Annotated in this window: 19 protein-coding genes; 16 read left to right on the forward strand and 3 right to left on the reverse strand. The window is 42.2% G+C overall.

What is annotated here, in order from left to right; all coding sequences use genetic code 11:
* Window positions 1-520 precede the first annotated feature (520 nt).
* The 6 genes from grpE (at window position 521) to N39L_RS07615 (ending at window position 6,662) form a co-directional block, all read left to right on the forward strand.
* Window positions 521-1,282, forward strand: a complete 762-nt coding sequence (gene grpE / locus N39L_RS07590; RefSeq protein WP_006620080.1) for a nucleotide exchange factor GrpE — start codon at window positions 521-523, stop codon at window positions 1,280-1,282.
* 161 nt (window positions 1,283-1,443) lie between these two features.
* The gene (gene dnaK, locus N39L_RS07595) at window positions 1,444-3,420 is read left to right on the forward strand and encodes a molecular chaperone DnaK (RefSeq protein ID WP_014274816.1); all 1,977 of its coding nucleotides are present in this window, start codon (window positions 1,444-1,446) and stop codon (window positions 3,418-3,420) included.
* Between the two features lie 184 nt (window positions 3,421-3,604).
* The gene (gene dnaJ, locus N39L_RS07600; RefSeq protein ID WP_006620078.1) at window positions 3,605-4,735 is read left to right on the forward strand and encodes a molecular chaperone DnaJ; all 1,131 of its coding nucleotides are present in this window, start codon (window positions 3,605-3,607) and stop codon (window positions 4,733-4,735) included.
* 50 nt (window positions 4,736-4,785) lie between these two features.
* Window positions 4,786-5,046 (forward strand): sulfurtransferase TusA family protein, encoded by a 261-nt coding sequence (locus N39L_RS07605; RefSeq protein ID WP_006620077.1) that lies wholly within the window; start codon window positions 4,786-4,788, stop codon window positions 5,044-5,046.
* The gene (gene rsgA, locus N39L_RS07610; protein WP_006620076.1) at window positions 5,043-6,263 is read left to right on the forward strand and encodes a ribosome small subunit-dependent GTPase A; all 1,221 of its coding nucleotides are present in this window, start codon (window positions 5,043-5,045) and stop codon (window positions 6,261-6,263) included. Before N39L_RS07605 ends, rsgA begins: the two co-directional genes overlap by 4 nt.
* A gap of 33 nt (window positions 6,264-6,296) precedes the next feature.
* Window positions 6,297-6,662 (forward strand): hypothetical protein, encoded by a 366-nt coding sequence (locus N39L_RS07615; protein WP_006620075.1) that lies wholly within the window; start codon window positions 6,297-6,299, stop codon window positions 6,660-6,662.
* A gap of 87 nt (window positions 6,663-6,749) precedes the next feature.
* Here N39L_RS07615 and N39L_RS07620 read toward each other — a convergent pair whose 3' ends face one another.
* From N39L_RS07620 to N39L_RS07630, 3 genes are all read right to left on the reverse strand, one after another.
* Complete coding sequence (locus tag N39L_RS07620; RefSeq protein WP_014274817.1) at window positions 6,750-8,960, reverse strand: molybdopterin oxidoreductase family protein; 2,211 nt, start codon at window positions 8,958-8,960, stop codon at window positions 6,750-6,752.
* Window positions 8,961-9,216: 256 nt separating this feature from the next.
* Complete coding sequence (locus N39L_RS07625) at window positions 9,217-10,719, reverse strand: MFS transporter (RefSeq protein WP_014274818.1); 1,503 nt, start codon at window positions 10,717-10,719, stop codon at window positions 9,217-9,219.
* A 110-nt stretch (window positions 10,720-10,829) separates the two neighbouring features.
* Entirely contained in the window at window positions 10,830-11,351 is a 522-nt protein-coding gene (locus N39L_RS07630) for a hypothetical protein (protein ID WP_014274819.1), read from the reverse strand.
* Between the two features lie 374 nt (window positions 11,352-11,725).
* On the opposite strand from N39L_RS07630, the gene N39L_RS07635 reads away from it, so the two are divergent.
* From N39L_RS07635 to N39L_RS07680, 10 genes are all read left to right on the forward strand, one after another.
* Complete coding sequence (locus N39L_RS07635; RefSeq protein WP_043468942.1) at window positions 11,726-13,072, forward strand: cytosine deaminase; 1,347 nt, start codon at window positions 11,726-11,728, stop codon at window positions 13,070-13,072.
* 90 nt (window positions 13,073-13,162) lie between these two features.
* Window positions 13,163-14,644, forward strand: coding sequence for an SLBB domain-containing protein (locus N39L_RS07640; RefSeq protein WP_043468124.1), 1,482 nt, complete (start codon window positions 13,163-13,165; stop codon window positions 14,642-14,644).
* 44 nt (window positions 14,645-14,688) lie between these two features.
* Window positions 14,689-16,911, forward strand: a complete 2,223-nt coding sequence (locus N39L_RS07645; RefSeq protein WP_014274822.1) for a GumC family protein — start codon at window positions 14,689-14,691, stop codon at window positions 16,909-16,911.
* Window positions 16,912-17,094: 183 nt separating this feature from the next.
* Complete coding sequence (locus N39L_RS07650) at window positions 17,095-18,396, forward strand: O-antigen ligase family protein (RefSeq protein WP_014274823.1); 1,302 nt, start codon at window positions 17,095-17,097, stop codon at window positions 18,394-18,396.
* 20 nt (window positions 18,397-18,416) lie between these two features.
* A complete protein-coding gene (locus N39L_RS07655) occupies window positions 18,417-19,307 on the forward strand; it encodes a DUF6492 family protein (protein WP_043468131.1) in 891 nt (296 codons plus the stop codon).
* A gap of 44 nt (window positions 19,308-19,351) precedes the next feature.
* The gene (locus N39L_RS07660) at window positions 19,352-20,422 is read left to right on the forward strand and encodes a Gfo/Idh/MocA family protein (protein WP_006620066.1); all 1,071 of its coding nucleotides are present in this window, start codon (window positions 19,352-19,354) and stop codon (window positions 20,420-20,422) included.
* Window positions 20,419-21,444, forward strand: a complete 1,026-nt coding sequence (locus tag N39L_RS07665) for an NAD-dependent epimerase/dehydratase family protein (RefSeq protein WP_006620065.1) — start codon at window positions 20,419-20,421, stop codon at window positions 21,442-21,444. The genes N39L_RS07660 and N39L_RS07665 overlap by 4 nt, the downstream gene beginning before the upstream one ends.
* Window positions 21,445-21,457: 13 nt before the next feature.
* The gene (locus N39L_RS07670; RefSeq protein ID WP_231852121.1) at window positions 21,458-22,780 is read left to right on the forward strand and encodes a flippase; all 1,323 of its coding nucleotides are present in this window, start codon (window positions 21,458-21,460) and stop codon (window positions 22,778-22,780) included.
* A gap of 180 nt (window positions 22,781-22,960) precedes the next feature.
* Window positions 22,961-23,794 (forward strand): glycosyltransferase family 25 protein, encoded by an 834-nt coding sequence (locus N39L_RS07675; protein ID WP_231852122.1) that lies wholly within the window; start codon window positions 22,961-22,963, stop codon window positions 23,792-23,794.
* A 112-nt stretch (window positions 23,795-23,906) separates the two neighbouring features.
* Complete coding sequence (locus tag N39L_RS07680) at window positions 23,907-25,112, forward strand: glycosyltransferase family 4 protein (protein WP_050856765.1); 1,206 nt, start codon at window positions 23,907-23,909, stop codon at window positions 25,110-25,112.
* Window positions 25,113-25,125: the final 13 nt, after the last annotated feature.

Raw genomic sequence — 25,125 nt, forward strand, 5'->3', positions numbered from 1 at the left:
AGTATCACTGTTGATTTACAGTTTAACCGCTGCTGCTATATCCACAACTAGGGACTGAGGACATTCGCCCTATTTACCTGGTGCATTAGCTCAACTTGCCAACGGGTGAATATGTTTTCCTACCTCCGTCGGTGATAGCTTGATTTTCACACTTCTCGCCCTAAAGGGTCGAGGATTCTTCGTTCATAGACTTAACTTGCTCTAGCAGGATTACTCAAACCAGAGTAGAGGTCAAATCTCCCCAAGGGTTTGGATTTATTATCCAAGTTCCCACCTGCCCCGTGGTACTCAAGACAATTTCTTTGGTAAGGTAACTGATCGCCGGGTAATTGTGATTATATGCAGCCGAGGGCATGAAAGTTTGACCAGGGGGTGATTTGAGGTATTTTAACCCGATTTTATAGCTGAACGAATCGCACCTGTAGTATTAAAATGGATCAAGAACACGAAAGCACGTTAACGGAGAGCGGAGTTTTCCCTAGGCTGTAGGCTTAGGGATGCCGTCGCTCGATTTTCTATTATGGACGATAACAAGCAGGAAGACATGGTTCCTAATTCGACAAGTGACAAAACGGATGAGACTACAGAACCTGTAGCATCAGATCCGGGTTCTGTTGAGTCTGAACAGATTGATCAACAGACGGATACTGAATCTGATTTAACATTGGAGCAAGCAACGATCGCTGATGATGGCGAGGAAGCTACGGACGCGGAACTGAGTTCCGATCCGATTTATATTGCCAATGAACAGCTTAATGAGCAGTTGCAGACCATAGCCCAAGCGCGAGAGTCCCTTCAGACTCAACTGATGGATATGACGGGTCAATATCAGCGACTAGCTGCTGATTTTGAGAACTTCCGTAAGCGCACACAGAAGGAAAAAGAAGACCTCGAACTCAATATCAAGTGTTCCACGATCGGGCAGCTTTTGCCAGTGATCGATAACTTTGAGCGAGCCAGAGCCCACATTAAACCCCAAAATGATGGTGAAATGAACATTCACAAAAGCTATCAGGGGGTTTATAAACAGATGGTGGAGTGTCTCAAACAAATTGGAGTCTCCCCCATGCGCCCGGAAGGTGAACCGTTTGATCCTAATCTCCATGAGGCGGTGATGCGCGAACCGACGAGCGAGTATCCAGAGGGAACAGTCATTGAAGAACTGATGCGGGGGTATATACTAGGCGATCGCGTCTTACGTCATGCCATGGTGAAAGTAGCTACAGAACCAGAACTCTCAGATACCACAGAGGAGCCACCAGCAGAAGGTTCTGAGGATTAATCGCCTAAATCAACTCAATGGGCGCAACTACTGCGCCCTAAGTGTTATACAGCCAGGGAAAGGGGGTAGACTTATGTAGTAAGTGGGTCTAGCTTCTAGGCTCTTATGTTAGAACGGGGATGGCTCTACCATTCATTGCACAAATTTATCGATGAGGAGCTATGGGAAAGGTCATTGGCATCGACTTAGGTACGACTAATAGTTGTGTGGCGGTTCTGGAGGGGGGTAAACCTGTAGTTATTTCCAGTTCAGAAGGGGGACGGACTACACCCAGTATTGTGGGTTTTGGTAAATATGGTGATCGCTTAATTGGTCAGCTTGGTAAACGACAGGCTGTGACTAATGCCGAGAATACCATCTTTAGCATTAAGCGATTTATTGGCAGGCGCTGGGAAGATACGGAAGTGGAGCGATCGCGAGTTCCCTATAAGTGCGTCCCTGGTAAAGATAACACAGTAGACGTAAAAATTCGTGATCAGGTCTACACGCCGCAAGAAATATCGGCGATGGTGTTGCAAAAACTCAAAGAAGATGCCGAAGCCTATTTAGGGGAAACTATTGATCAAGCGGTGATTACAGTTCCGGCTTACTTCACAGATGCTCAACGCCACGCCACCAAGGACGCTGGAACCATTGCGGGTTTAAATGTGTTGCGTATCATCAACGAACCCACGGCGGCAGCCCTATCTTATGGTTTAGATAAACAAGACCAAGATCAAACCATCCTGGTGTTTGACTTAGGGGGAGGCACTTTTGATGTATCTATCCTCCAGTTGGGAGATGGAATTTATGAGGTAAGATCGACATCTGGGAATAACCACCTAGGAGGGGATGACTTTGATAATTGCCTGGTGATGTGGATGGTAGAAACCTTTAAAAAACAAGAAGGGATTGATCTAATATCGGACAAAATGGCTCTGCAACGGATGCGTGAAGCAGCGGAAAAAGCGAAGATCGAACTTTCTAATCGCAGCAAAACCTCGATTAATTTGCCATTCATCAGTGCTGATGATTCAGGACCAAAACACCTAGAACTAGAACTGAGTCGCTCGGAATTTGAAACTTTAGTGGCAGACTTGGTAAAAAGTACCCTCGGACCAGTAACCCAAGCGCTCAAAGATGCGGATTTAGAACCCCAGGAGATTGATAAAATCATTTTGGTGGGAGGTTCAACCAGAATTCCCGCAGTACAGCAAGCAATTAGTAAACATTTTGGCGATCGCAGTCCCGATCGCTCTGTTAACCCTGATGAAGCGGTAGCCCTAGGAGCAGCAATCCAAGCCGGGATTTTGGGAGGAGAAGTCAAAGACCTACTGCTTTTGGATGTCACCCCTTTGTCCCTGGGTTTAGAAACCCTAGGGGAAGTGTTCACCAAAATCATCGAACGCAATACTACCATTCCCACCAGTCGTTCCCAGATGTTCTCCACCGCCACCGACGGACAAACCTCTGTGGAAATTCATGTGCTGCAAGGGGAACGAGCCATGGTTAAAGATAACAAAAGCCTGGGTAAGTTCCTACTGACTGGCATTCCTCCGGCTAAACGGGGTGTGCCACAAATTGAGGTGTCTTTTGATATTGATGCTAATGGGATATTGAAAGTATCTGCTATAGATCGTGGCACAAGCCGAGAGCAAAGTATTCAAATCACCAATACCGGAGGACTGAGCGAGACGGAAATTGAGCGAATGCGACAGGAGGCAGAGCTTTACGCCGAGGAAGACGAAGCCCACAGACTGATTGCCGAGTTGAAAAATCAATCCCAGACCCTGTTCTATAATTGTAAGGTGACATTAAAGAACAATGCCAAAGCAATTAGCAATGAACTTAAAGAGCGAACCCGAACGGAAGCAGCGGCTTTAAAGAAAGCAGTTAACGACCCCAAAATCTCTTTAGGGGATATGCAACGACAAGTTGAGAGTTTCCAAAATTTGCTCTATGAGCTAGGTTCTGCGGTTTATGCAGCACATGAGCACGGAGATTTGGAGAATGGGTCAGCGACTGAAGAACCCCAGATGCTAGACTCAGAAGAAGATGAAAGCACAGACTCTAACATGGACTCTGAAATCGGCAATAGTGACGAGACAGAATCTAAAGAATTAGAGGGCTCTGAGAGCCAAAGTCTGGGTGGTTCATAGAGATAAGTTGACCGCTAACGGTTAAATGGTCCCATTAAAGGTTGGGATGTGGGATGATGTAAAATAGGGGTTTCCCTAAACGGTGGGGTTGGTAGTTTATGCTTAATCCAACCCCTAGTTAAGGAAAGACCTAACTCTAGGTTTGTTCTGTAGTTTTAGTAATTAATTTTTAGAAAAAAGCTTTATGGCAGGCGATTACTATGATGTCCTCGGTGTCTCCCGCGACGCAGACAAGGAAGAAATTAAACGAGCTTACCGTCGTTTAGCTCGTAAATATCACCCGGATGTAAATAAAGAGCCGGGGGCTGAGGAAAGGTTTAAGGAAATTAACCGCGCCTATGAGGTGCTTTCGGAACCGGAAATCCGCGCCCGTTATGATCGTTTTGGGGAAGCTGGGGTATCTGGTGCAGGTGCTGGAGGCTATGGTCAGGACTTTGGCGATAGTTTTGCTGATATCTTTGAAAGTTTTTTCAGTGGTTTTGGTGGGGGTATGGGCGGCCCTACGGCAGCCAGACGACGCACGGGACCCACGCGAGGGGATGACCTGCGCTTAGATTTGCGCTTGGAGTTTAAAGAGGCTATTTTTGGCGGGGAAAAGGAAATCCGTATCCGTCACTTAGAAACCTGTGAGACTTGTAATGGGACGGGGGCGAAGCCGGGAACTTTTCCTAAAACTTGTTCTACCTGTGGGGGTAGTGGTCAAGTGCGACGGGCGACTCGTACTCCCTTTGGTAGCTTTACTCAGGTTTCGGTTTGTCCTACCTGTAATGGTACTGGACAGATGATTGAGGAAAAATGCGTCAGTTGTGGTGGAGAAGGCCTGAAAGAGGTAACTAAAAAGCTGAAAATTACAATTCCGGCTGGGGTAGATAATGGCACGCGGTTGCGGGTATCTAATGAGGGGGATTCGGGAAAACGAGGTGGCCCGGCGGGGGATTTGTATGTATTTCTGTCGGTGGACTCAACACCGAATTTCAAACGTGATGGTATTAATGTCCTGTCAGATGTGAAAATCTCTTACCTGCAAGCGATTTTAGGCTGCACTTTGGAGGTGGAAACGGTTCAGGGTACGACTTCTTTAACTATTCCGGCGGGGACACAACCGAATACGGTGCTGACTCTGGAAAATCAGGGTGTCCCTCGTTTGGGAAATCCGGTGAGTCGGGGAGATCACTTGATTACAATTTTGATTGATATTCCTACCCGGATTACTAATGAGGAGCGAGAACTTTTGGAACAGTTGGCCCAAATTAAGGGAGAACGTACCGGAAAAGGAGGCCTGGAAGGGTTCCTTGGTAATTTGTTCCAAAAGTAAAACATTCGATTGATGGCTTGGATTGATTGTTCCTTTTGTGTGAAGAGTCTATGACTGGTTCAGATACTTATTCGGCTGATGCTAAACTTGATTTGCGCGGCACCCCCTGTCCGATTAATTTTGTGCGGACTAAGTTGCGTCTGCAACAAATGACACCGGGGACTTTGCTGGAGGTGTGGTTAGATGGCGGCGAACCTATTGAACAGGTTCCTGATAGCTTGGTGATGGAAGGATATGCTATTGAGGAGGTTTGCGATCGCGGAGAGTTTTTTGCGATTATGGTTCGTTGTCCGCCTGTGAAGAGTTTATGACGGCTGATCGCATAATGGGAACGGTAGTTGCTGGTCAGGCTAATTTTTATCAGGTTTGCCTGAGTCCTGACCAGTCTCCGTCCGGGAATGGGGCCGGGGGGGAAGCTAAACCTATAACTTTGCTTTGTACCTGTCGCGCTCGTTTAAAGAAAATTGGTCAGAAGGTGATGGTGGGCGATCGCGTGGTGGTCTCCTGTCCAGACTGGCAGGGGGGTACAGGGGTGATTTCTGAGATTTTACCCCGTAAAACTGAGCTGGCGCGCCCTAGTATTGCTAATGCAGACCATTTATTATTGGTGTTTGCAGTGGCTGAACCAGACCCAGATCCGGTGACTCTCAGCCGCTTTCTACTCAAGGCGGAGTCTACTGGGTTGGAGGTGAGTTTGTGCTTTAATAAGTGCGATTTACTGCCCCCTGATAGCCTCCGAGAATGGTACGATCGCATGAGAGGGTGGGGATATGACCCTTTGATGATTAGTGTCTATCATGGGGTTGAATATCGCTTTGAGGGCGATCGCATGGAAATTTCGCCGACTCTGAATTTATCATCAAATTCGGCTGGGTTGGACAAACCCGGTTTCGGGGAAAGTTCGCCTTCCCTCACTAGAGATGGTGATAGAAACCTGGTTTCTGGCACTGCTAATTCTCTGCTGGATCGCTTGCGCCTGAAAACTACGGCTATTTCTGGTCCGTCTGGTGTGGGGAAGTCTAGTTTGATTAATAAACTGATTCCTAATAGTCATTTGCGGGTGGGGGAAGTGTCGGGAAAATTGGGGCGAGGACGGCATACTACCCGCCATGTGGAATTGTTTGAATTACATAACGGGGGTTTCCTGGCTGATACTCCGGGGTTTAATCAACCGGAATTGCAATGTGACCCTCACCAGTTGGGTAATTATTTCCCGGAAATTCGCGATCGCTTAACTAAGGGTAAGTGTCAATTTGATGATTGTTTGCACCGCGAAGAACCATCATGTGTGGTGCGTGGAGACTGGGAAAGATACCCCCAATATCTCCATTTTCTTGAGGAGGCGATCGAGGCTTGGGAAACGTCTCAACATCAACCACTAGAGGAGGATCGCCTCAAATCTAAAAGTAAATCTGGAGGGGGAAAACAATATGAACCTAAATTGCAGTCTAAAAAATATCGCCGATCTTCCCGTCGCTTAGAACACCAAAATTTACAACAACTTTGTGAAGATTTGGATGAGGTCTAAAACAACTTATCTATTAAATGGAGTAGCCGAGCCATGTCAGATTCTCCAACTACTACAGGCGCAATAACCACCGGATTAGTGATTGGTTTATTGTTTATGGGGGGCTTTTTTTTGGTAGGCTATTCGCTGCCATTTAGTCTGCTGTGTAGCTTTTTGGGTGGTGTATCTACTTATCAATTAATAACTTGGTGGCATATAGACTCTCTGCCAAAGATTGAGGAGTCTAATTCCTCGAACCCAGAAGTTGGCAAGGTGTACAAGTCGATTCATAAATTTTTGTTTAAATCTCAGTATAATAAACAATCAAAAAAACTTGCCAATGAGCCAGTTTCTAAAGGTCCTGTGTCTCTGATGGGATGGGTTTTAAAAGAACATTCCAAACGCAATACAGATAATTAATCATCAGGAGAAACCGGGTTTTTGGGTTGCTATGGCAGGAAAAACCCGGTTTTAATGATTAATCATGTACCCTCCCAGCGGAGGTATTTAGACGGGAATAGTTGGGTTGAGTTGTTGTTGGTTAGGTTGGGTTTGTGAAGTTGGTAATAATTCGGGGTTAACTATTGATAATTGTACGGCACAGGCTTTTAATTCGGGTTGTTTAGACTCCGGACAACATTGAGGGTGAGTCATGGCGTTGGCTTCGGTATTATCTCCCCATAAAGCGCCCCAGTGCATGGGTACAAATACAGTTCCCGGAACGATCGCTTTAGTAATTTGAGCGGGAAAATAAGCCTTTCCACGGCGCGATCGCACTTGCACTAAATTACCGGATTCAATGCCTAATTTATGGGCATCTTTGGGGTGAATTTCAATAAAAGGAGCGGGGTGCATTTTGCGGATTTTCTCAATTCTCCCGGTGCGGGTTTGAGTGTGCCAATGACCGTATAATCTCCCGGTTGTCAACACTAAAGGATAGTCAGGATCTGGGGGTTCAGCTAATCCTTTGGAGTAATAAGCGCCAAATTGTGCGCGACCGTCTGGGGTATTAAATCGTAAATCAGTATATAAACGTTTCGGGGTGCGATTAATTTCGGTTTCGGTCTCAGGACAAGGCGATTGAATAGGACCAGAAACCATTAAACGATCATGACTCAACCCGGATAAATCGCAGGGACGGTTACGAGTTAAGCGGACAAATTCCTGGTAAACTTGAGCGGAATTAGCGAAATTAAATTGTTTGTGAAAGCCTAACCTGCGCCCTACTTCGGCGAAAATTTCCCAGTCGGGTTTAGCTTGTCCTATGGGGTCACGAAAAGCTGGACATAGAGTAACGACCCGTTCGGAATTAGTCATAGTCCCGGTTTTTTCTCCCCACTGGGCGGCGGGTAGTAAAATATGGGCATATTGGGAGGTTTCCGTAGGATAATAAGCGTCCTGATAAATGGTAAAAGGCGATCGCATTAAAGCAGCTTTAGTCCTTTCTAAATCGGGCATACTGACTGCTGGATTAGTCGCCGCCACCCATAATAACCCGACGTTACCAGTTTCTAAGCCAGTAATCATTTCCCAAGCATTCAAACCTACTTGGTCAGAAATCTGACCGGGTTCTAGTTCCCAAGATTCCTCAATTTCTCTTCGGTGTTCGGGATTTTTTACAACTCGATAACCGGGCAAAATATGGGCAAGTCCTCCGGCTTCTCTACCTCCCATAGCATTGGGTTGACCTGTTAAAGAAAAGGGACCCGCCCCAGGTTTACCAATATTTCCAGTCATCAAATGAAGATTAATCAGAGTCCGCACTTTGGCAGTTCCTTCGGAGGACTGATTGATGCCCATTGACCACATAGATAAAACCCGTTTAGACTCACCCCACCACCTAGCGGCTAGTTCAAGATCATCAAGACGAATACCACAGGTTCTGGCTACCAATTCGGGGGGATAAGATTGGATTACCTGCATATAATCAGGGAATCCTTTGGTACATTCATCAATAAATAAAGAATCTATAAAACCCCAACGCATTAAGAGGTTGGCTATACCATTAAGTAGGTCAATATCGGTGCCGGGACGGATGGCTAAATGTAGGTCTGCGGCTTCAGCGGTTTGGGTGCAGCGGGGGTCAACCACAATCATTTTGACTTGGCGATTTTTCTTATGGTGAACCCGCAAACGATTAAAAACGATGGGGTGACATTCAGCGGTATTAGTACCGATTAAAAAGGCACAGTCGGTTTTTTCTAGGTCGTCATAACAACAGGGGGGACCGTCTGAACCGAAACTTTTGATATAACCGGACACGGCGGAAGACATACAAAGGCGGGAATTGGCATCAAAATTATTGGTTCCCAAACAGCCTTTAATTAGCTTTTGGGCGATGTAATAGTCTTCGGTTTGGAATTGACCTGAACCATACATACAGATGGCATCAGCGCCCATAGTATTGCGGACGGTTTGAATGCGGTTGACAATAAGGTTATAGGCTTCATCCCAGGTGGCGCGGCGAAAGGGTTGATCGAGGGTGTCTCGGATCATGGGATATTTGAGGCGATTTTTGTCTATGGCTTCGGCAATTGTTGCACCTTTTACGCAAACTTTACCGAGACTTGAGGGGTGAGTGCGATCGCCTCTAACTTGCCAAATTGGATTTCCGAGTGAGTCTCTATTTGTGGCTTTTCCTGGTTGGGCGGGGGGTAAAACTTCTAAGCCGCAACCAACACCGCAGTAAGGACAGAGAGTTTTTGTCGATTGAGTCATTTTAGATTAATGGGTGGTAATTGTGGCAGTTTTTATTATAGGAGATCAGCCACCTATTGGCTGGCAATTGCGGGGGGGAGTTGACTGTGATTAATTGTCTGCTAAAATCAGCCAATTAATTAATCAATCCACCCCAACCGGAAGTTAATCACCGTAACCACGGAGGATAGTCATCTGGGAAGGATAGGGAATTATTGTCGGTTCAGGGGCGAGTAGCTAATTTAATGCTAGTGAATAACCCGCCCCTATTTGGGAGTTATTTAGCGACAGGGATCAGGTCTTCGTTGGTTTGTAATTCTCCTTCATGATGTTCGGCAAAAGATCCTTGAGGTTCTTTGAGGAAAAACCAACAGATGAAAGCGACAATCATGCTAGTTACTCCTAACATCTCGAAGAAAATTCGGTTGCCAATATCACCTTGTGGAAATAGGCTAAATAGTGTTAGATAAACGACTGCGCCGACATTTCCATAAGCGCCGACATTTCCGGCAATTTGTCCAGTGACACGACGTTTAATGAGGGGAACGATCGCAAAACTTGAACCTTCCCCGGCTTGTACAAAGAATGAACAAGTCATGGTTAAAAGTACGGCGACAGGTAGCAACCAACCACCATGAACTCGACCCATAATTAAATAAGCAAATGCCATTCCCGCTGTCAGAGCTGCCATGGTATTTTTACGGCTACCTAATTTATCAGAAATTAGACCTCCACCAGGGCGAGACATTAGGTTCATGAAAGCATAACTAGCAGCTATCATTCCAGCGGCTGGTTTACTGAGTCCGAAAGTCCCCTCAAAGAAAGCGGGAAGCATTGACACCACAGCTAATTCTGAGCCAAAGTTGACAAAATAGGTCAATTCCAAAATAGCAACTTGGGAAAAATTGTAACGGTCTGCGGGGGGATAGTGTTTTTGACCAAGGATTAATTCTTTATTAGCTTCCCAGCAGTTATAACCTTGGAAAAGGTATAAACCGAATAAGGCTACCCAGACGATATAAAGTTGAGGTTGGGTCAAGAAACCCACTTTACTTAAACGCCAAGCTAGGATACCCAAAACACCAACTAGGGGAATATTCATAATCATCAAAAACCAGAAGTCTTTGGGGGTGGTAACTTCTAAGCCTCTGGCGCGTTGGGGTTTGTGATAGACTTTTCCGGGGGGGGTATCTTGGACATTAAAGAAGTAGAAAGCACCATACACAGCGGCGATAATTCCTGTTAATGCTACGGCTACTCGCCAGTTAATTACGCCGCCAGAACCGAAGGTTAAAATGGCTGCTAGAGTGGGTAAGCTAAAGGCGGCAGCGGCGGAACCAAAATTACCCCAACCGCCATAAATTCCCTCGGCTAAACCGATTTCTTTGGGGGGGAACCATTCGGCTACCATGCGGATACCAATTACAAATCCTGCACCAACTATGCTGAGGGCTAAACGGGAAATTACTAATTGATTAAAGTTTTGGGCTAAGGCAAATGCTGTACAGGGAATTGCTGCATAAATTAGCAGTAATGAGTAGGTGATTCTGGGGCCGTATTTGTCTAGCAGCATCCCAATAATAATCCGGGCGGGAACTGTGAGGGCGACATTACAAATGGCGAGGGTACGAATTTGACTTATTTCTAAGCCCATATCCTCTTGAATTGCTGTGGCTAAAGGCGCGAAATTGAACCAGACTACAAAGGAGAGAAAGAAGGCGAACCAGGTTAGGTGTAGGATTTTGTATCGGCCTTTTAAAGACCATAATTCGGTTAGCATTTTGATTAAATGGTGGTGGGTTAAACAACAGGGGGAATTAGCTTGAGTGATGACTGAATAAGTTGGGCCTAATTACTCAATCCTAAATCCAGGTAATTGATGAGGGAATATTATTCGGCAACCCAAGGGTTAACTTGTAGACTGCCACTGGGGGCCATGACTACGAGAAATTCAGCCTGGGGTTGGTCGGAGGTGGTGGCTTGACTTAATTGGGGAATGGGGGTCTGATTAAGATATTTGGCGGCGGCGGGGTTGATGGTTTTGTATTGGGCGATCGCACCTGTTTGATTGACTGAGACCTGATAAACTAGGTTCTCGGTAAAGGTGGGGTACTGTTGCCAGTTTTGGTCAATTTGGGTGTATAATTGGCTGGTTAGCTGGGCGATCGCATTCGGATCGGTTATGGGGGTTACGGTGGCGGCTACTGTTGGGGTTTCTACGGTTTCTGGGACAACTTCGACAGCAGTTACAATGGTTTCGGCTTGGGGTTGCTGTTGTGCGTAATGGTTGGATAGTAGTTGCTGCCAACTGTTGATGTAAAATCCTGAAAAGGCAATTAAACCAATTACTGATCCGATTTTGAGACCGACAGAAGAGGTTAATGAGTTGGGGGTGGTTTGAATGGATGTCATGGGGATTTTCTGATAGTAAAGTTGACTAGCACGGGGCTACATTTCCCTAGGTTGATGAGCGATCGCCTCTTGATTTGATAATAACTTTTATGGCTTGGGCTATATCAAAAACTAGGATAAGCACATCAAAACTAGCCATAAATTTAGGATAACTGTATAAACAGCAACCTATATATAGGTGATTGGGGGAATGAGATCCGCAAATTTAACTACTCCTAAAGCCGCCGAAAATTTGAGCGATGACTTTAAGAATTAATCAGTAGGTTAAAGCTGAAAAATCAGTTAAAGTGTAGCTAATATTACAAAATCCTAAGTTTGATGAACTTTTTGCATATTAACAATGTTATTTTTGCATGATGGGGTAAATGGTGGTCATGATTAGTATTCCCAAAAGCGATCGCTACTGGCTAAAAAATGCCCATATTCCCTGCTGTTTATTGGAAGTAAGCCAACCGGACTGGTTAAGCCAGCAGACGCGGGAGGGGCTAATATTAATGGATGTGGAAATTGCATCGGGGAAAATCAGCCAACTGCGACCGGCTGGAAATAGGGAGGTGGCTGATATCCCCTGGGTAGACCTGCGGGGGGGACAGCTTTGGCCCTGTTTTGTGGACTTACACACCCATTTAGATAAGGGCCATATTTGGCAGCGATCGCCTAATCCCGACGGGACTTTTACCGGGGCGCTAAATACCGCGATTTCTGACAGTGAAAAATACTGGAGTGCTGAAGACATCTATCAGCGGATGGAATTTGGTTTAAAATGTAGTTATGCCCATGGGACCCAGGCTCTCCGCACCCATTTAGACTCAGCCGGAAAACTCACAGAAATTAGCTGGGAAGTATTTAACAGTCTGCGGAAAAAATGGTGCGATCGCATATTTTTGCAAGCTGTATCCCTCGTATCTCTGGATTATTACTTAACCCCCCAGGGAGAAAAACTAGCCGATAGAGTAGCAGAAATGGGTGGTATTTTAGGGGGTGTCGCTTATATTAACCGTGACCTTGATCAACAAATTAAGCGAGTATTTGACCTAGCCAAAGACCGGAATTTATCCTTAGATTTCCATGTAGATGAAAATGGCGACCCTGATTCTAACACCTTATATAAAATCGCCGAATATGCAGTCAAATCTCAATTTGAGAATCCGATAATTTGCGGACATTGTTGCAGTTTATCCGTCCAGAATCCCGAAGTAATTAACCAGACCATTAATCTCCTCAAAGCATCTAATATAGGGATTGTCAGCTTGCCCATGTGCAATTTATATCTGCAAGATAGACAATATGATAACCATTCACATACACCCCAAACTCCGAAATGGCGAGGTGTGACACTTCTGCATGAATTAAAACAGGCAGGAATCCCCGTAACAGTAGCCAGTGATAACTGTCGTGATCCATTTTATGCCTTTGGAGATCATGATGTTTTAGAAGTCTTCAAAATGTCAGTCAGAATCGGTCATTTAGATCATCCCTATGGTGACTGGCCCCAAATCGTCACCAAAACCGCCGCCGACTTAATGGGATTATCAAATCGAGTTCGGCTTGGGGTAGGCATTTCCGCCAATCTCATCGCTTTTAAAGGCAGAAATTTCAGTGAATTACTATCGCGATCGCAGCATGATCGGGTTATCATCAGAAATGGTGCATCAGTATCAGCCTCTATTCCCGACTATTCTGAGTTAGACAACTTAATAACTAGCCACTTCAGAGAATAGCCGTTACCATGAGGAAGAAAGCCTCAGCCTTTAACTCATTGTCAACTGTATATTTTATGTTTGATACTGCCAATGTATTGACTCTCACCTATGACTGAGCCATCATTTCAAGCTAATACAACTAATCCTGTCAAATCTTCCCAGGCTACAACAGTGATGAGTTGGGGGTTAATGTCCCTATTGATATGGCATACCAGCACACCTATCAGCCTAGCCCAAACTCAACCTTCTATCCCCACCATTACCCCCGCCTCAATTCGTGTTCCTGATGCCTATACCCTCGGTCCAGGAGATTTGCTAAGGGTAGATATTCTCGATGTTCCTGAATACAGTGGCGAATACCTAATTTTGACTGATGGCACACTCAATCTGCCCCTAATCGGTCAAATTAGCGTAGCTGGGCTATCAGTTTCTCAACTGACTGAGAAAATTTCCGCCGCCTATACTCCCTTTGTACAGCAACCATTCCCCAGCGTGAGAATTATTACACCCCGTCCCATTAGCATTGCCGTTGGGGGGGAGGTGCAACGACCAGGAACATACATTCTACCCCTTTCTACCTCTAACACCGTTGAGCGACAATTTCAGTTCTATACAGTAACTCAGCTTCTCCAGCAGGCGGGTGGGATTACTCAATCAGCAGATATTACTCAGGTTAAGGTGCAGCGACAAGACCCCATTAGGTTAAATATTGTCGTCAACCTCAAGGAATTGCTGGAAAATGGAGATTTAAGCCAAGATCTGGTTTTGCGCGATCGCGATACAATTGTAGTACCTACCGCCGAAAATCTTGATCCTGTCGCTATTCGACAGATTAATTCTGCTAATTTTGCGCCGGAAGAGGTCGCCCCTTTTCAGGTAGTTATCGTCGGGGAAGTATTTAATCCGGGAACCTATATTATGGGGGAAGGAATGGCCAATTTACCCGAATTACCGACCATTACTCAAGCTATACAAAGGGCGGGAGGTATTAAGCCTCAAGCTAACCTGCGTCGCATTCAATTACAAAGACTTACTCAGGCGGGTGAATTAAAGACTATAACTGTCGATTTGTGGCAATTACTGACCACAGGTGATGCTACTCAGGATATTAGTTTACAGCCGGGAGATTCTATTATAATTCCTACCGCTAGTGCAGTGCCTCCCGATGAGATTATTTCCCTAGCAAGTGCTAGTTTCTCCCCGAGAACTATGATGGTTAATGTGGTGGGAGAAGTGACACAACCGGGGGCGCTTCAAGTACCAATTAATACAACCCTTAATCAAGCTATCTTGGTGGCGGGGGGGTTTAATCGGCGGCGGGCGAATACTGGCTCCGTGGAACTTCTGCGTTTGCGTCCTGATGGTACGGTTTCCCGTCGTCAAATTTCTATTGATTTTCAAGCCGGACTAAATGCACCCAATAATCCCGTTTTACAACGAGATGATGTGGTGGTGGTGAATCGTTCAGCTTTAACTGAGGCGGCTGATACTTTTGAAGAGGTGTTAAGACCTGTGGGTGGTCTAATTGGGGTCTCGGCTTTACTGAATATCATTCATATTTTAACAGAGGATAGAGATAATAATAATTAAATTTATTGATCAGATTGTGTTCTTGTCTATAAGAGGTAATGGTTATGGATTTTAGTAATATTGAACACCGAGAATCTATTGATTTAGATTTGGGCAGATATTTACAAACATTGAAACGCCGATGGTTTTGGCTGCTGGGGGTTTTTGTGCTAACTGTATCTGGGGCTGTATATGCTACCCAATTCTTGAGCCCAACTTATCAAAACTCAGGCAAAATTTTATTTAAGGTAGACCGCACTTCTTCTTTAGCTGGTATTGGTGAAGGGTTGGGGGAATTGAAAGCACTATTGGCGGATCAGACTCCTTTGAGTACCCAGATAGAATTAATGCATTCTAATCCTTTGCTAGAAACTGTGATTGAGCGCTTGAATTTAACTAATGAAGATGGTGATCCAATTTATCCAGAGGATATTAGACGCAATTTAGATATTAGAATTATCGGCGGGACGGATATTGTTCTGTTAACCTATCAAAGCAAAAATCCTCAAGAAGTTGCTGATGTGATTAATACCATTATGGAGGTTTATATTGAGGCGAATGTGTCTGGTATTCGACAAGAAGCCTCGGGGGCAAAAGAGTTTATTCAGGAACAACTACCTAGGGTACAACAGGAGTTGTTTCTGGCGGAAAAATCTATTCAAAATTTTAAGGAAAGAAATGAGATAGTAGACCTGGGAACGGAGTTTGCTATATCAGTACAGGAAATGGCGCAGTTAAATCGCAATATTACTACCTTAGAAGCTGAATTGAATGCGGTGCAATCTTTGGTTAATTCCTTGGGAAATCAAGTGGGCTTGAATCTGGAAGAGGCTATAGCGGTAAATACTTTAAGTCAGTCTCCGGTGGTGCGATCTGCTTTACAAGAATTGGAGAACGTGGAGGGTGAGTTGGCTCAGGAACAAAGACGTTTTCGAGATGAAAATCCCCGGATTATTTCTTTAAAGGGAAAGCGAGATAATCTGGAGAGTTTGTTACAGAGAGAAATTCAAGTTTATTTGGGTAGTGGCAGAGCCTTTTCTCGCGGGTTGCTCAGGGTTATGGATGTCAAAAATAACAAGATTGAAGAGTTTGTTAATGCGGAAATTAGGCGAATGGATTTGACTAAGCAGCTTGACTCTCTCTATGAGGCGCGTGATGGTTTGGAAAGAAGAGCTAGTATCTTGCCACAATTAGAACAACAACAGCAGGAACTTGAGCGCAAGGCTGAGGTGGCTCGTCTGACTTATCGGACTTTACTACAAAATCTTGAGGAAGCGCAAGTGGCAGCCAATAAGATTACCAATAATGCCAGAATTATCGAAACAGCTAACGTTCCAGACGAGGGAAGAACGGCAAAAATACAGTTGTTGGCTTTGGGGGTCATGGGGGGATTGGTCGCCTCAACTACTTTATTGCTGTTGATGGAAATGGGCGATAAATCTCTGAGGACGGTGGCGGAAACTAGGGATTTATTGGGATATACTTTGTTGGGTATTATTCCTTCTTTTGCAGATCCGCCTTTTTACCGCTATTTTACCGGAGGCGATCGCTCTTCTGTACAGGTTCCAGTAGTGGATACACCCGGTTCCTTAATTAGCGAAATTTATCGGATGATTCAGGCTAATTTGAAGTTTTTGGGCTCCGATCGCAAGGTGCGGGTAATTGTGGTCACCAGTTCCGTACCACAGGAGGGAAAATCAACGGTTTCCGCTAATTTGGCGGCGGCGATCGCCCAGCTTGGACATCGGGTGATACTCATTGATGGGGATATGCGACAACCGATTCAACATCATATCTGGGGTTTAACTAATGCGGTGGGATTAAGTGATGTACTCGTGGAAGAGGCGACTCTTTCCGAAGCCGTGAAGCCGGGAATTGACCAACTCGATATTTTGACCGCTGGGGTGACACCACCCAATCCGTTAGCACTTTTGGATTCTCGACGCATGACTTCCTTAATTCGGAATTTTTCGGAGGAGTATGATTTTGTAATTATTGATACACCACCATTGGTATTAGCCGCCGATGCTTTAACTTTAGCTAATATGGCTAGTGGGGTGTTAATGGTTGCTAGACCCCGAATTCTTGACCGCGATAGTGCTAAATCGGCTAAGGAAATATTAGGGCGATCGGGTCAGCGGATCTTGGGGACAGTGATCAATGGGATTAGCAAGAATGAGTCCACTAAGTATTTCTATCATGCTCAACGCTATTTCCCTCTCCAAAAATCCCATCGGCGCGATCGCTCTGGGTCCCCACAGAAAATATCTTCTAAGAATTCTTCTTAGATATCAGACCACCCCGATACCCGGTTAATTAAGTCTGGGGACTCCCTCAAATCAACAACTTTACCAAAACTTTACATAATCTACATTAATTTTTACATTTCTATCTGACTTTCACTAATCAAAATGCTATGATGCACAGCAGGTAACAGGGTGTTGATTTAGACAAAAAACATCAATATTTTAATGGAAAAATACTTAAAATATGTGGAATCGAGTTTTACGGTTTTTGCCATTATTCACTATAGCGCCAACTGGTTGCCTCTGATTTTATCTGGCGGCGCAAGCGAGGGTGATGGTACAGATATCAATTCCTTTGATTTTAGATTAAATGTTCTGCTGTTTCTGCTGACTTATTTAGTTTCTGTCGCTTTACTCCTGCTGCGGTGGAAAAAGTTTTTAATTGCTGCTAAAAGAGGGCCGGTTATCTGGGTGATGATTTTGATTGCGATCGCCTCCTATTTCTGGTCAGATTTTCCGGCTCGTACCCTCAAAAGTTGTATTGGCTTAATTGGAACTACACTATTTGGTATTTACTTAGGTAGTCGTTATACCCTCAGAGAACAACTGAAACTTTTGGCTATTTCCTATGGAATTATTGCCGTCCTCAGTGTGGTTTTTGCGATCGCATTACCGCGTTATGGCATTGAACAAGCCGTTCACTATGGGGCTTGGCGAGGCATATATAACCATAAAAATCTTTTAGGAAGAGGCATGACATTAGGTGGTATAGTATTAATTTTATCACCCGGTCTTTTTGAGAAAGGAAAACGCTGGATGGCTCATGGGGCGATCGTCATTGCTTGTTTGCTATTGGTCATGGCAAAATCATCAAGTTCCCTGATTAATTTTACAGTTTTATTTACCAGTATCATAGCCTATCGGGTGCTGCGATTTCGCTATATTTTACTGATTCCTTCATTTTTAGCCATTGTCACTTTAGGGGGTACTATTTTTTATATCTATACTGAAAATATTGATGAAATACTGGGATTAATTGGTAAAGACCCAACCCTTACCGGTCGTACTGAACTGTGGGTTTGGGCTAGAGAAATGATTGAAAAACGTCCCTATTTGGGATACGGTTATACCGCTTTTTGGCAGGGATTAGATAGTGCATCAGCCTATATTATTAGATCTGCAAGATGGCCGGTTCCTTATTCCCATAATGGAATACTCGATATGTGGTTAGACATCGGCTTATTAGGTGTTATAACTTACTTTTTAGGGTTTACAATTAACTTGTTAAGGGCAGTTTTTATGGCCCGATTTAGTGTCGGAATAGAATACTTTTGGCCCTTAATATTTCTAACTTATTTACTATTAACTAATGCAACTGAAGGAGGTATAATTTCTCAAAACAGTATATTCTGGGTATTATATACAGCTTTATCAATTTCAATTATGGCACCCATTGAAAAACCAAAACCATCTCATCCTCAATTTGATGCATCAAGATCATCAAAACTACTCCCTGACTTGAATTGATTTAAATCTCAATTAAAATTATGAAGATCACGTCTCAACCTCCTGGCTCAGAATACAGCTTTTGTTTGATTACACCGAGTTATGCACCGGACTTTGAGAGATGCCAATTTTTGTGTTATACAGTTGATAAATTCATACCTTCATCAACAAAGCATTATATTATTGTTGCTCGAAAAGATTTATCAATGTTTCAATCACTCCAAAATAATCGCACAGAAATTCTAGTTGTTGAAGAAGTGATTCCTAGGTGGATAAAAAGGATACCTTTTGTCAAAAATGGTTGGTTTAGCTTCAAAAGTCCTCCCATTAGTAACTGGCTGCTTCAGCAAATTATTAAGCTGTCAGCGGCTAAATTTGTGTCTGAAGATGTTTTGATGTTTGTAGACTCAGATGTTGCCTTTGTGCGTCCTTTAAATCCACAGGAACGATTTGTTAAGGATGGAAAAATTCGCTTTTATCGAGAGCCTAACTCAATTCCTCGCCTTTGGGAGTCTCATTATAGTTGGTATAAAACTGCTAGTCAATTACTGATTACTCCCATGATGGATTTTCCGGCTCCTAACTATATTGGTGACTTGATTACCTGGAAAAGAGATAATATTTTCAAATTATATGAACACCTAGAGAAAGTGTCTGGACGTTATTGGGTGGAAACCATCTCTAATACTTGGAATTTATCTGAGTATATCCTCTATGGAATGTTTTGTGATTATATTCTAGCCCATGAAGCAAATCATTATATTGATGAAACCTACCCCGGCTTACGCTATTTTGGGACAGAAAATTTATCAGAACAACAAATCAAGGATTTTTTGTCTGAAATTGAGCCAGATTATGTCACAGTTATGATTTCAGCCAAAGCTGGTATTCCGATTAAACGCTATCAAAAATTACTGGAAAACATTAATTAGTGTGAAATCAAGTAAACTATTTTTCTAGGATTAAATTAATTGTAATGGATACAGACACTCAAAAACCTAAGTTAAAAGCAGCCGTTATTGGTACCGGGTTGATTTCTAAGGAACATCTCAGTTTTTTGTCTACCTCGGAAAGGGCTGATTTAGTAGGAGTTTGTGATATTTCCCAAGCTGCTGCTAACTATGCGGTTAAAAGATTCGGTGCTGAAACTGCTTATACAGATTATCATCAAATGCTAGAGCAAGCCCAGCCGGATGTTGTGCATATTTTAACACCGCCTCAAATCCATAAAAAAATGTCTATGGATTGTCTGAGTGCTGGGGCTCATGTGATTTGTGAAAAGCCGATAACTCCCACTTATGATGAGTTTAAAGAACTATGGGATTTTGCTAAAAAATGCGATCGCCATTTAATCGAAAACCAAAATTATCGCTTCAATCAGCCCATTCTAGCATTGCAAAAGCTAGTTGAAGATGGAACCCTAGGAACAATCGGCGAAGTAGAAGTCCGCATGGCATTAGACATCCGCAGTGGTGGACGATACGCAGACCAAAATCTACCCAGTCCAGTCCATAAACTGCCAGGGGGTGTAATTCATGACTTTATTACCCACTTGTGTTATCTTGCCTTATTATTTATACCAACTTTTGATTACGTCAAAGCCGGATGGAATAATCATGGTGGCGGCAATTTATTTAAGTATGACGATTTAGATGCACTGATTTTTTCCGGTCATCAACATACTCGCATACGGTTTAGTGCTTACACTCAACCCGATTGTTTTTCCGTGACAGTTCGCGGTTCCTTGGGTTATGCAGAAGTTGATTTATTTCAACCCTATATTCGCTGTGTAGTCCCTCGTGCCGTTGGTAAACAGCTTTCCCCTTTGGCTAATCAGTTTGCTAACGGTTGGACTTTCATGAATGCCAGCTTTACTAACTTTCGTCGGAAACTTTTACAAAAGACTCCCTATGAAGGTTTACATAGTTTATTAGAGCAGACTTATCAAGCCTTACAAGAAGATAAGCCGCTACCAATTAGCTTTGAAGATATGGATAAAACCAGCCGTTTAGTTAACGCATTAATTGCCGAGGAGAATCATCTATGAAATTGTTTATCACTGGCGCATCTGGATTTTTAGGACAGTATATTGTCACGGAAGCCTTGCGACGGGGACACCAAGTAAAAGCCGTACTTCGTCCCCAAACTGATGAGACCAAATTCTCTTGGTTTAATCATCCTAATGTAGAAATTGTCCGCATAGATTTAAGGCAATCATCAGGCTTGGTAGAAAGTCTGCAATCTGTGGATGCTGTCATTCATTTAGCCGCCTCCAAGTCCGGGGATTTTTACACCCAGTTTGCTGGTACAGTCATATCTACAGAAAATGTCTTAATTGCTATGCAAAAAGCCGGGATTTCTAAGCTCATAGCCATTAGTACCTTTTCAGTTTATGATTATGTAAAAATGCGATCGCATCAAATTTTAGACGAAGATTCTCCCATTGAAGCTGACCCCTTAAATCGTGACGAATACGCTCAAACCAAGCTAATTCAAGAACAACTTTATCGAGATTTTGAGCGAGATGGTGGACAAGTTGCCATTATTCGTCCGGGGATGATTTACGGTCGAGATTATCTTTGGAATGCTTGCTTAGGTGCCGAAATAGGGGATAGTGCCTGGTTAAGAATCGGAGGTAATGCAATTATGCCTTTAACCTATGTCGAAAACTGTGCCGAAGCCATTGTCATCGCCGCCGATAAAGAGGCAGCCTTTGGACAAACCTTAAATATTATCGATGATAATTTACCTGCTCAAAATGTCTATGCCCAAAAACTCATAGAAACCATGGATAAAGTCCCCAAAATATATTTTATAAACTGGTTTTTTATGGGATTAATTGCCAATATGGCTTGGCTATTTAACCGCGTATTTCTTGAGGGTAAAGCTCGTTTACCAGGTATTTTAGTCCCCGCCAAACTACAAGCTCGTTTTAAACCACTGCGATATAGCAATCAAAAGGCTAAAAAGATTCTAAACTGGCAGCCCACCTATTCCCTAGATCAAGCCTTTGAACGTTCCTCTAGCACCGAATATTTATTAGCAGTTTCTGTACCAAAATCAAGTTAGTCTAAAGTTAAATTTGGTAGCCATTCAAGACGTAAATCACGAAAAATATATGTCATATTTTACTAATTTGCAAGAACAAATTAAGAAAATCACGCAAAAGTCATTAGTCCGAAATACTTTATGGATGTTTTTGGGTAAAGTCATCAGTATTTTCATGCAAGCTACATACTTTATATTGATTGCTAGACATCTGGGTTCTGAAAATTTTGGTATGTTTATGGGAGTAACAGCACTAGCCTCGATCGCTGTTCCATTTGGAACATTAGGTAGTACAGATATTTTAATTAGAAATGTTTCAAGAAATAAAATTTTATTTAAAAAATATTTGGGTGATGCTCTTGTAACAACTTTTTTTTGTAGTTTTTTTGTAATTTGTTTATCATTTTTAATAGGCAAATTTATTTTGCCAAAATTTATTCCTAACGTCTTGATTTTATCCATACTTATTTCTGATATTTTAGGATTGTCTATTTGGAATATATGTTGTGGCGCTTTTTTAGGACTTAATCAGCATAAAAACACGGCTAAATTACAGATTTTTTATAATTTTGTGAAAGTCTTATCTGCTATAGCTTTAGTTATATTTTTTGATGATCCTAATGCTATCAATTGGTCTATTTTATATGTTTTTGGTACAACAATAACGGCAATTTTTTCATTCTTTTTTGTTTGTTTTTCTCTGGGTTTTCCTGAATTAGAATTATCCCATATCAATCACAACATTTTTCAAGGTATATACTTCTCTCTAGACCGATCAGCTGCCAATATCAATTCCAGTATTGATAGAACCATGTTAAGCAGTCTTTCAACTCTAAGTATAACTGGTATATATTCTGCTGCTTATAGATTGATAGAAGTTGGCTATATACCAATTTTAGTAGTATTTAGTTCCACATACACAAAATTTTTTGAAGAAGGTGCTTTGGGTATTAGTAATGCTTTTAAATTTGCCAAACGTTTGATTCCGCTTATCTCTATATATGGTATTTTTGTTTTTATAGGTTGTATATTTTTTGCGCCTTTTATACCTTATATTTTGGGAGAAAGCTATATAGATTCAGTGCCAGTATTATACTGGTTAGCTCCCATGCCACTAATTATTGGTATGCAATTAGTGGCAGCAGATACCCTTACCGGATCTGGATATCAAAAGTTACGAGGGTTGGTTCAAATTAGTGCAGCTTTAATTAATATTAGTTTAAATTATTTTTTAATCCCCATCTTTTCATGGAGGGGTGCAGCTTGGGCGACCTTAACTACAGATTCTTTAATTCTCCTGTGCTACTGGGGTGCAATCTGGCGACTAAATTATCAAAATCTCAAAAATTCTAGTTAACTTATTTAAGCTGGTGCATATTTATAAGTACCATAAACTGGCAATCCTTATAGTGTTTGCTACTTAATTTTTTCAACACTTTAAGTTAACTTTTATTAATCAAAACTTGATTGACATTAATATAAAAATGATGTACTATATTACTCAAAAGTAAAATCTTACATGGGAGTAATTTTTGATATGAAAATCTCAGATTTTTTTGATAAAATTTATGTTATTAACTTACCTGAGAGGGTTGATAGAAGACGTGAAATGGAGAAAGAAATAAAGAGTATAGGCTTAAATTTTGATTCTGAAAAAGTAAACATTTTTCCCGCTATCAGACCCACGGAAAAATTAGCTTTTTCGAGCATTGGTATGTTAGGGTGTTACCTGAGTCATTTAGAGATTATTAAAATTGCCAAAAGAGACCAACTCAGTAATATATTAGTCATGGAAGATGATCTGGCTATTTCTAGTAGATTTTGTTCTGTACAAACACAATTACTTGATGAACTTAGTCAAGTAAATTGGGATCTATTATTTCTAGGATATTTTGCTTATCATAAATTAAAGCTATCAGACTATTATAATTTTTACGACCCCGAGATATCAACAACTTGGACTCACTTAAAAAAAACTAATTATCCAACATTAGGTACACATTTTTATGCTGTTAATCATACAGCTTATGATCCTTTGATATTCTTTTTAGAAGAACTGTTGAAAAAACGTTCTCAAACTTGTTTTTTTGAAAAAGATCCTAATTTTGATGACCTGGATGGAGCCTATATTGATACTGCATATTATCTATTCCGAAAGCAAAATCCTGAAATTGTATCTTTAATTGTATGTCCGTCTCTTGGGTGGCAACGGAGTAGCCCCAGTGATATTAGTCCTAGGATGATCAGCAGTTATTTAGATCAAGTTGTATTTCTCAAGCCATTGGTAAGTTTTCTAAAGTTAATCAAATTAAAATTAAAGAAGACTTTAGATTATCTAAAGCCCGAGTTATTTGATTGGTGGGATATTTAATTGGTGCGAAATAATGGTGACTCAGACTAAAAGTAAATTAATCGTTTATATTCAGTCAATTTTTTCCAATAAACTGTATTAGTTAACTACCACATATTTTGTATATCAAAAAATGACTTTAAAATCATCATCTATGCACTTAATTGCTTTAGAAAATGAACCCTCATCAACCCTTGGCGGTCAGGAGTTAAATCTACTAGGCATTTGTGAAGGTCTTGCTAATTGTGGACATCAGGTTAGTTTGGTTTACACCAAAGAAGGAGACCTCCTAGAAACCTATGGCAAATTTTGCCAAGATTTAATTCCGGTTAAGCGCTACCAAGCCAACCGCAAAAATCCCCTCGATATGGTCAAATTTGCTGTAGAGTTTTTTAATGATATTTCCCCTATAAAAAAAACGTCTGACTCTATTATTTTTTCTAATGAGTCTAGGTCAATATTTTGGGGCTATGCTTTATCCAATATCCACAAAGTCCCTTTAGTCTGTTATTTACAATTACCCGGAACTCCATTTAAGTTCAAGTGGCGACCTGGGTTGTCAGGGGTGAATCAATTTATGACGGTTTCTCAAGCTAATAAAGACACATGGGTTAATTTGTGTGGTATTGATGCTAATAAAATTGATATAGTTTATAATTGCATTGACCCGGAAAAATTTAGTCCCTACTCCGTTGATGAGTATCAGCAATTATCCCTCCGTCGTGATTTTAATATCTTAGGAAACAGGCGAGTTTTTTCGTTTCTGGGGAGACTCAACCCTAATAAAGGAATAGAAGTCCTAATTAAAGCCTTTGCGTTACTGGCAAATCACCAACCAGATATTTGTTTATTAATTGCTGGAAATGTGATTTTGGAACCTACAGAAGATTCACCAGCAGCGCGTATTCACTACCTTAAATTTTTAAAAGATATGGTGGATGACCTAGGGATTAAAGAATTAGTCCAGTTTATAGGTCATGTTCCCAATACACCGGATCTTTATCGGGTTAGTGATGTTACCATTGTTCCTAGTATTTGGCCTGATCCTTGTCCGAGGGTGGTTTTAGAATCTTTATCAACTGGTACGCCTGTGGTCGGTAGTAGAGTCGGGGGAATACCTGAAATGATGACAGGTGAATTAACCCGTTATTTGGTTGAACCTGGTTCTCCTGAACAATTAGCAGAAGTTCTTAACCAGGTTACTAATTGGCGAGATGATGACCCGGAACTGGGCCGGCGTTGTCGTGATCATGTACTGGATAATTTTAGCCCTAAAGTTATGATTGATCAGATGGAGATGGTCTTATTGAGAACGATTAATCAATACCATCAACATTAATGATTGTGGGTCT

This window comes from Limnospira platensis NIES-39 (assembly GCF_026000695.1).
GTDB lineage: Bacteria > Cyanobacteriota > Cyanobacteriia > Cyanobacteriales > Microcoleaceae > Limnospira > Limnospira platensis.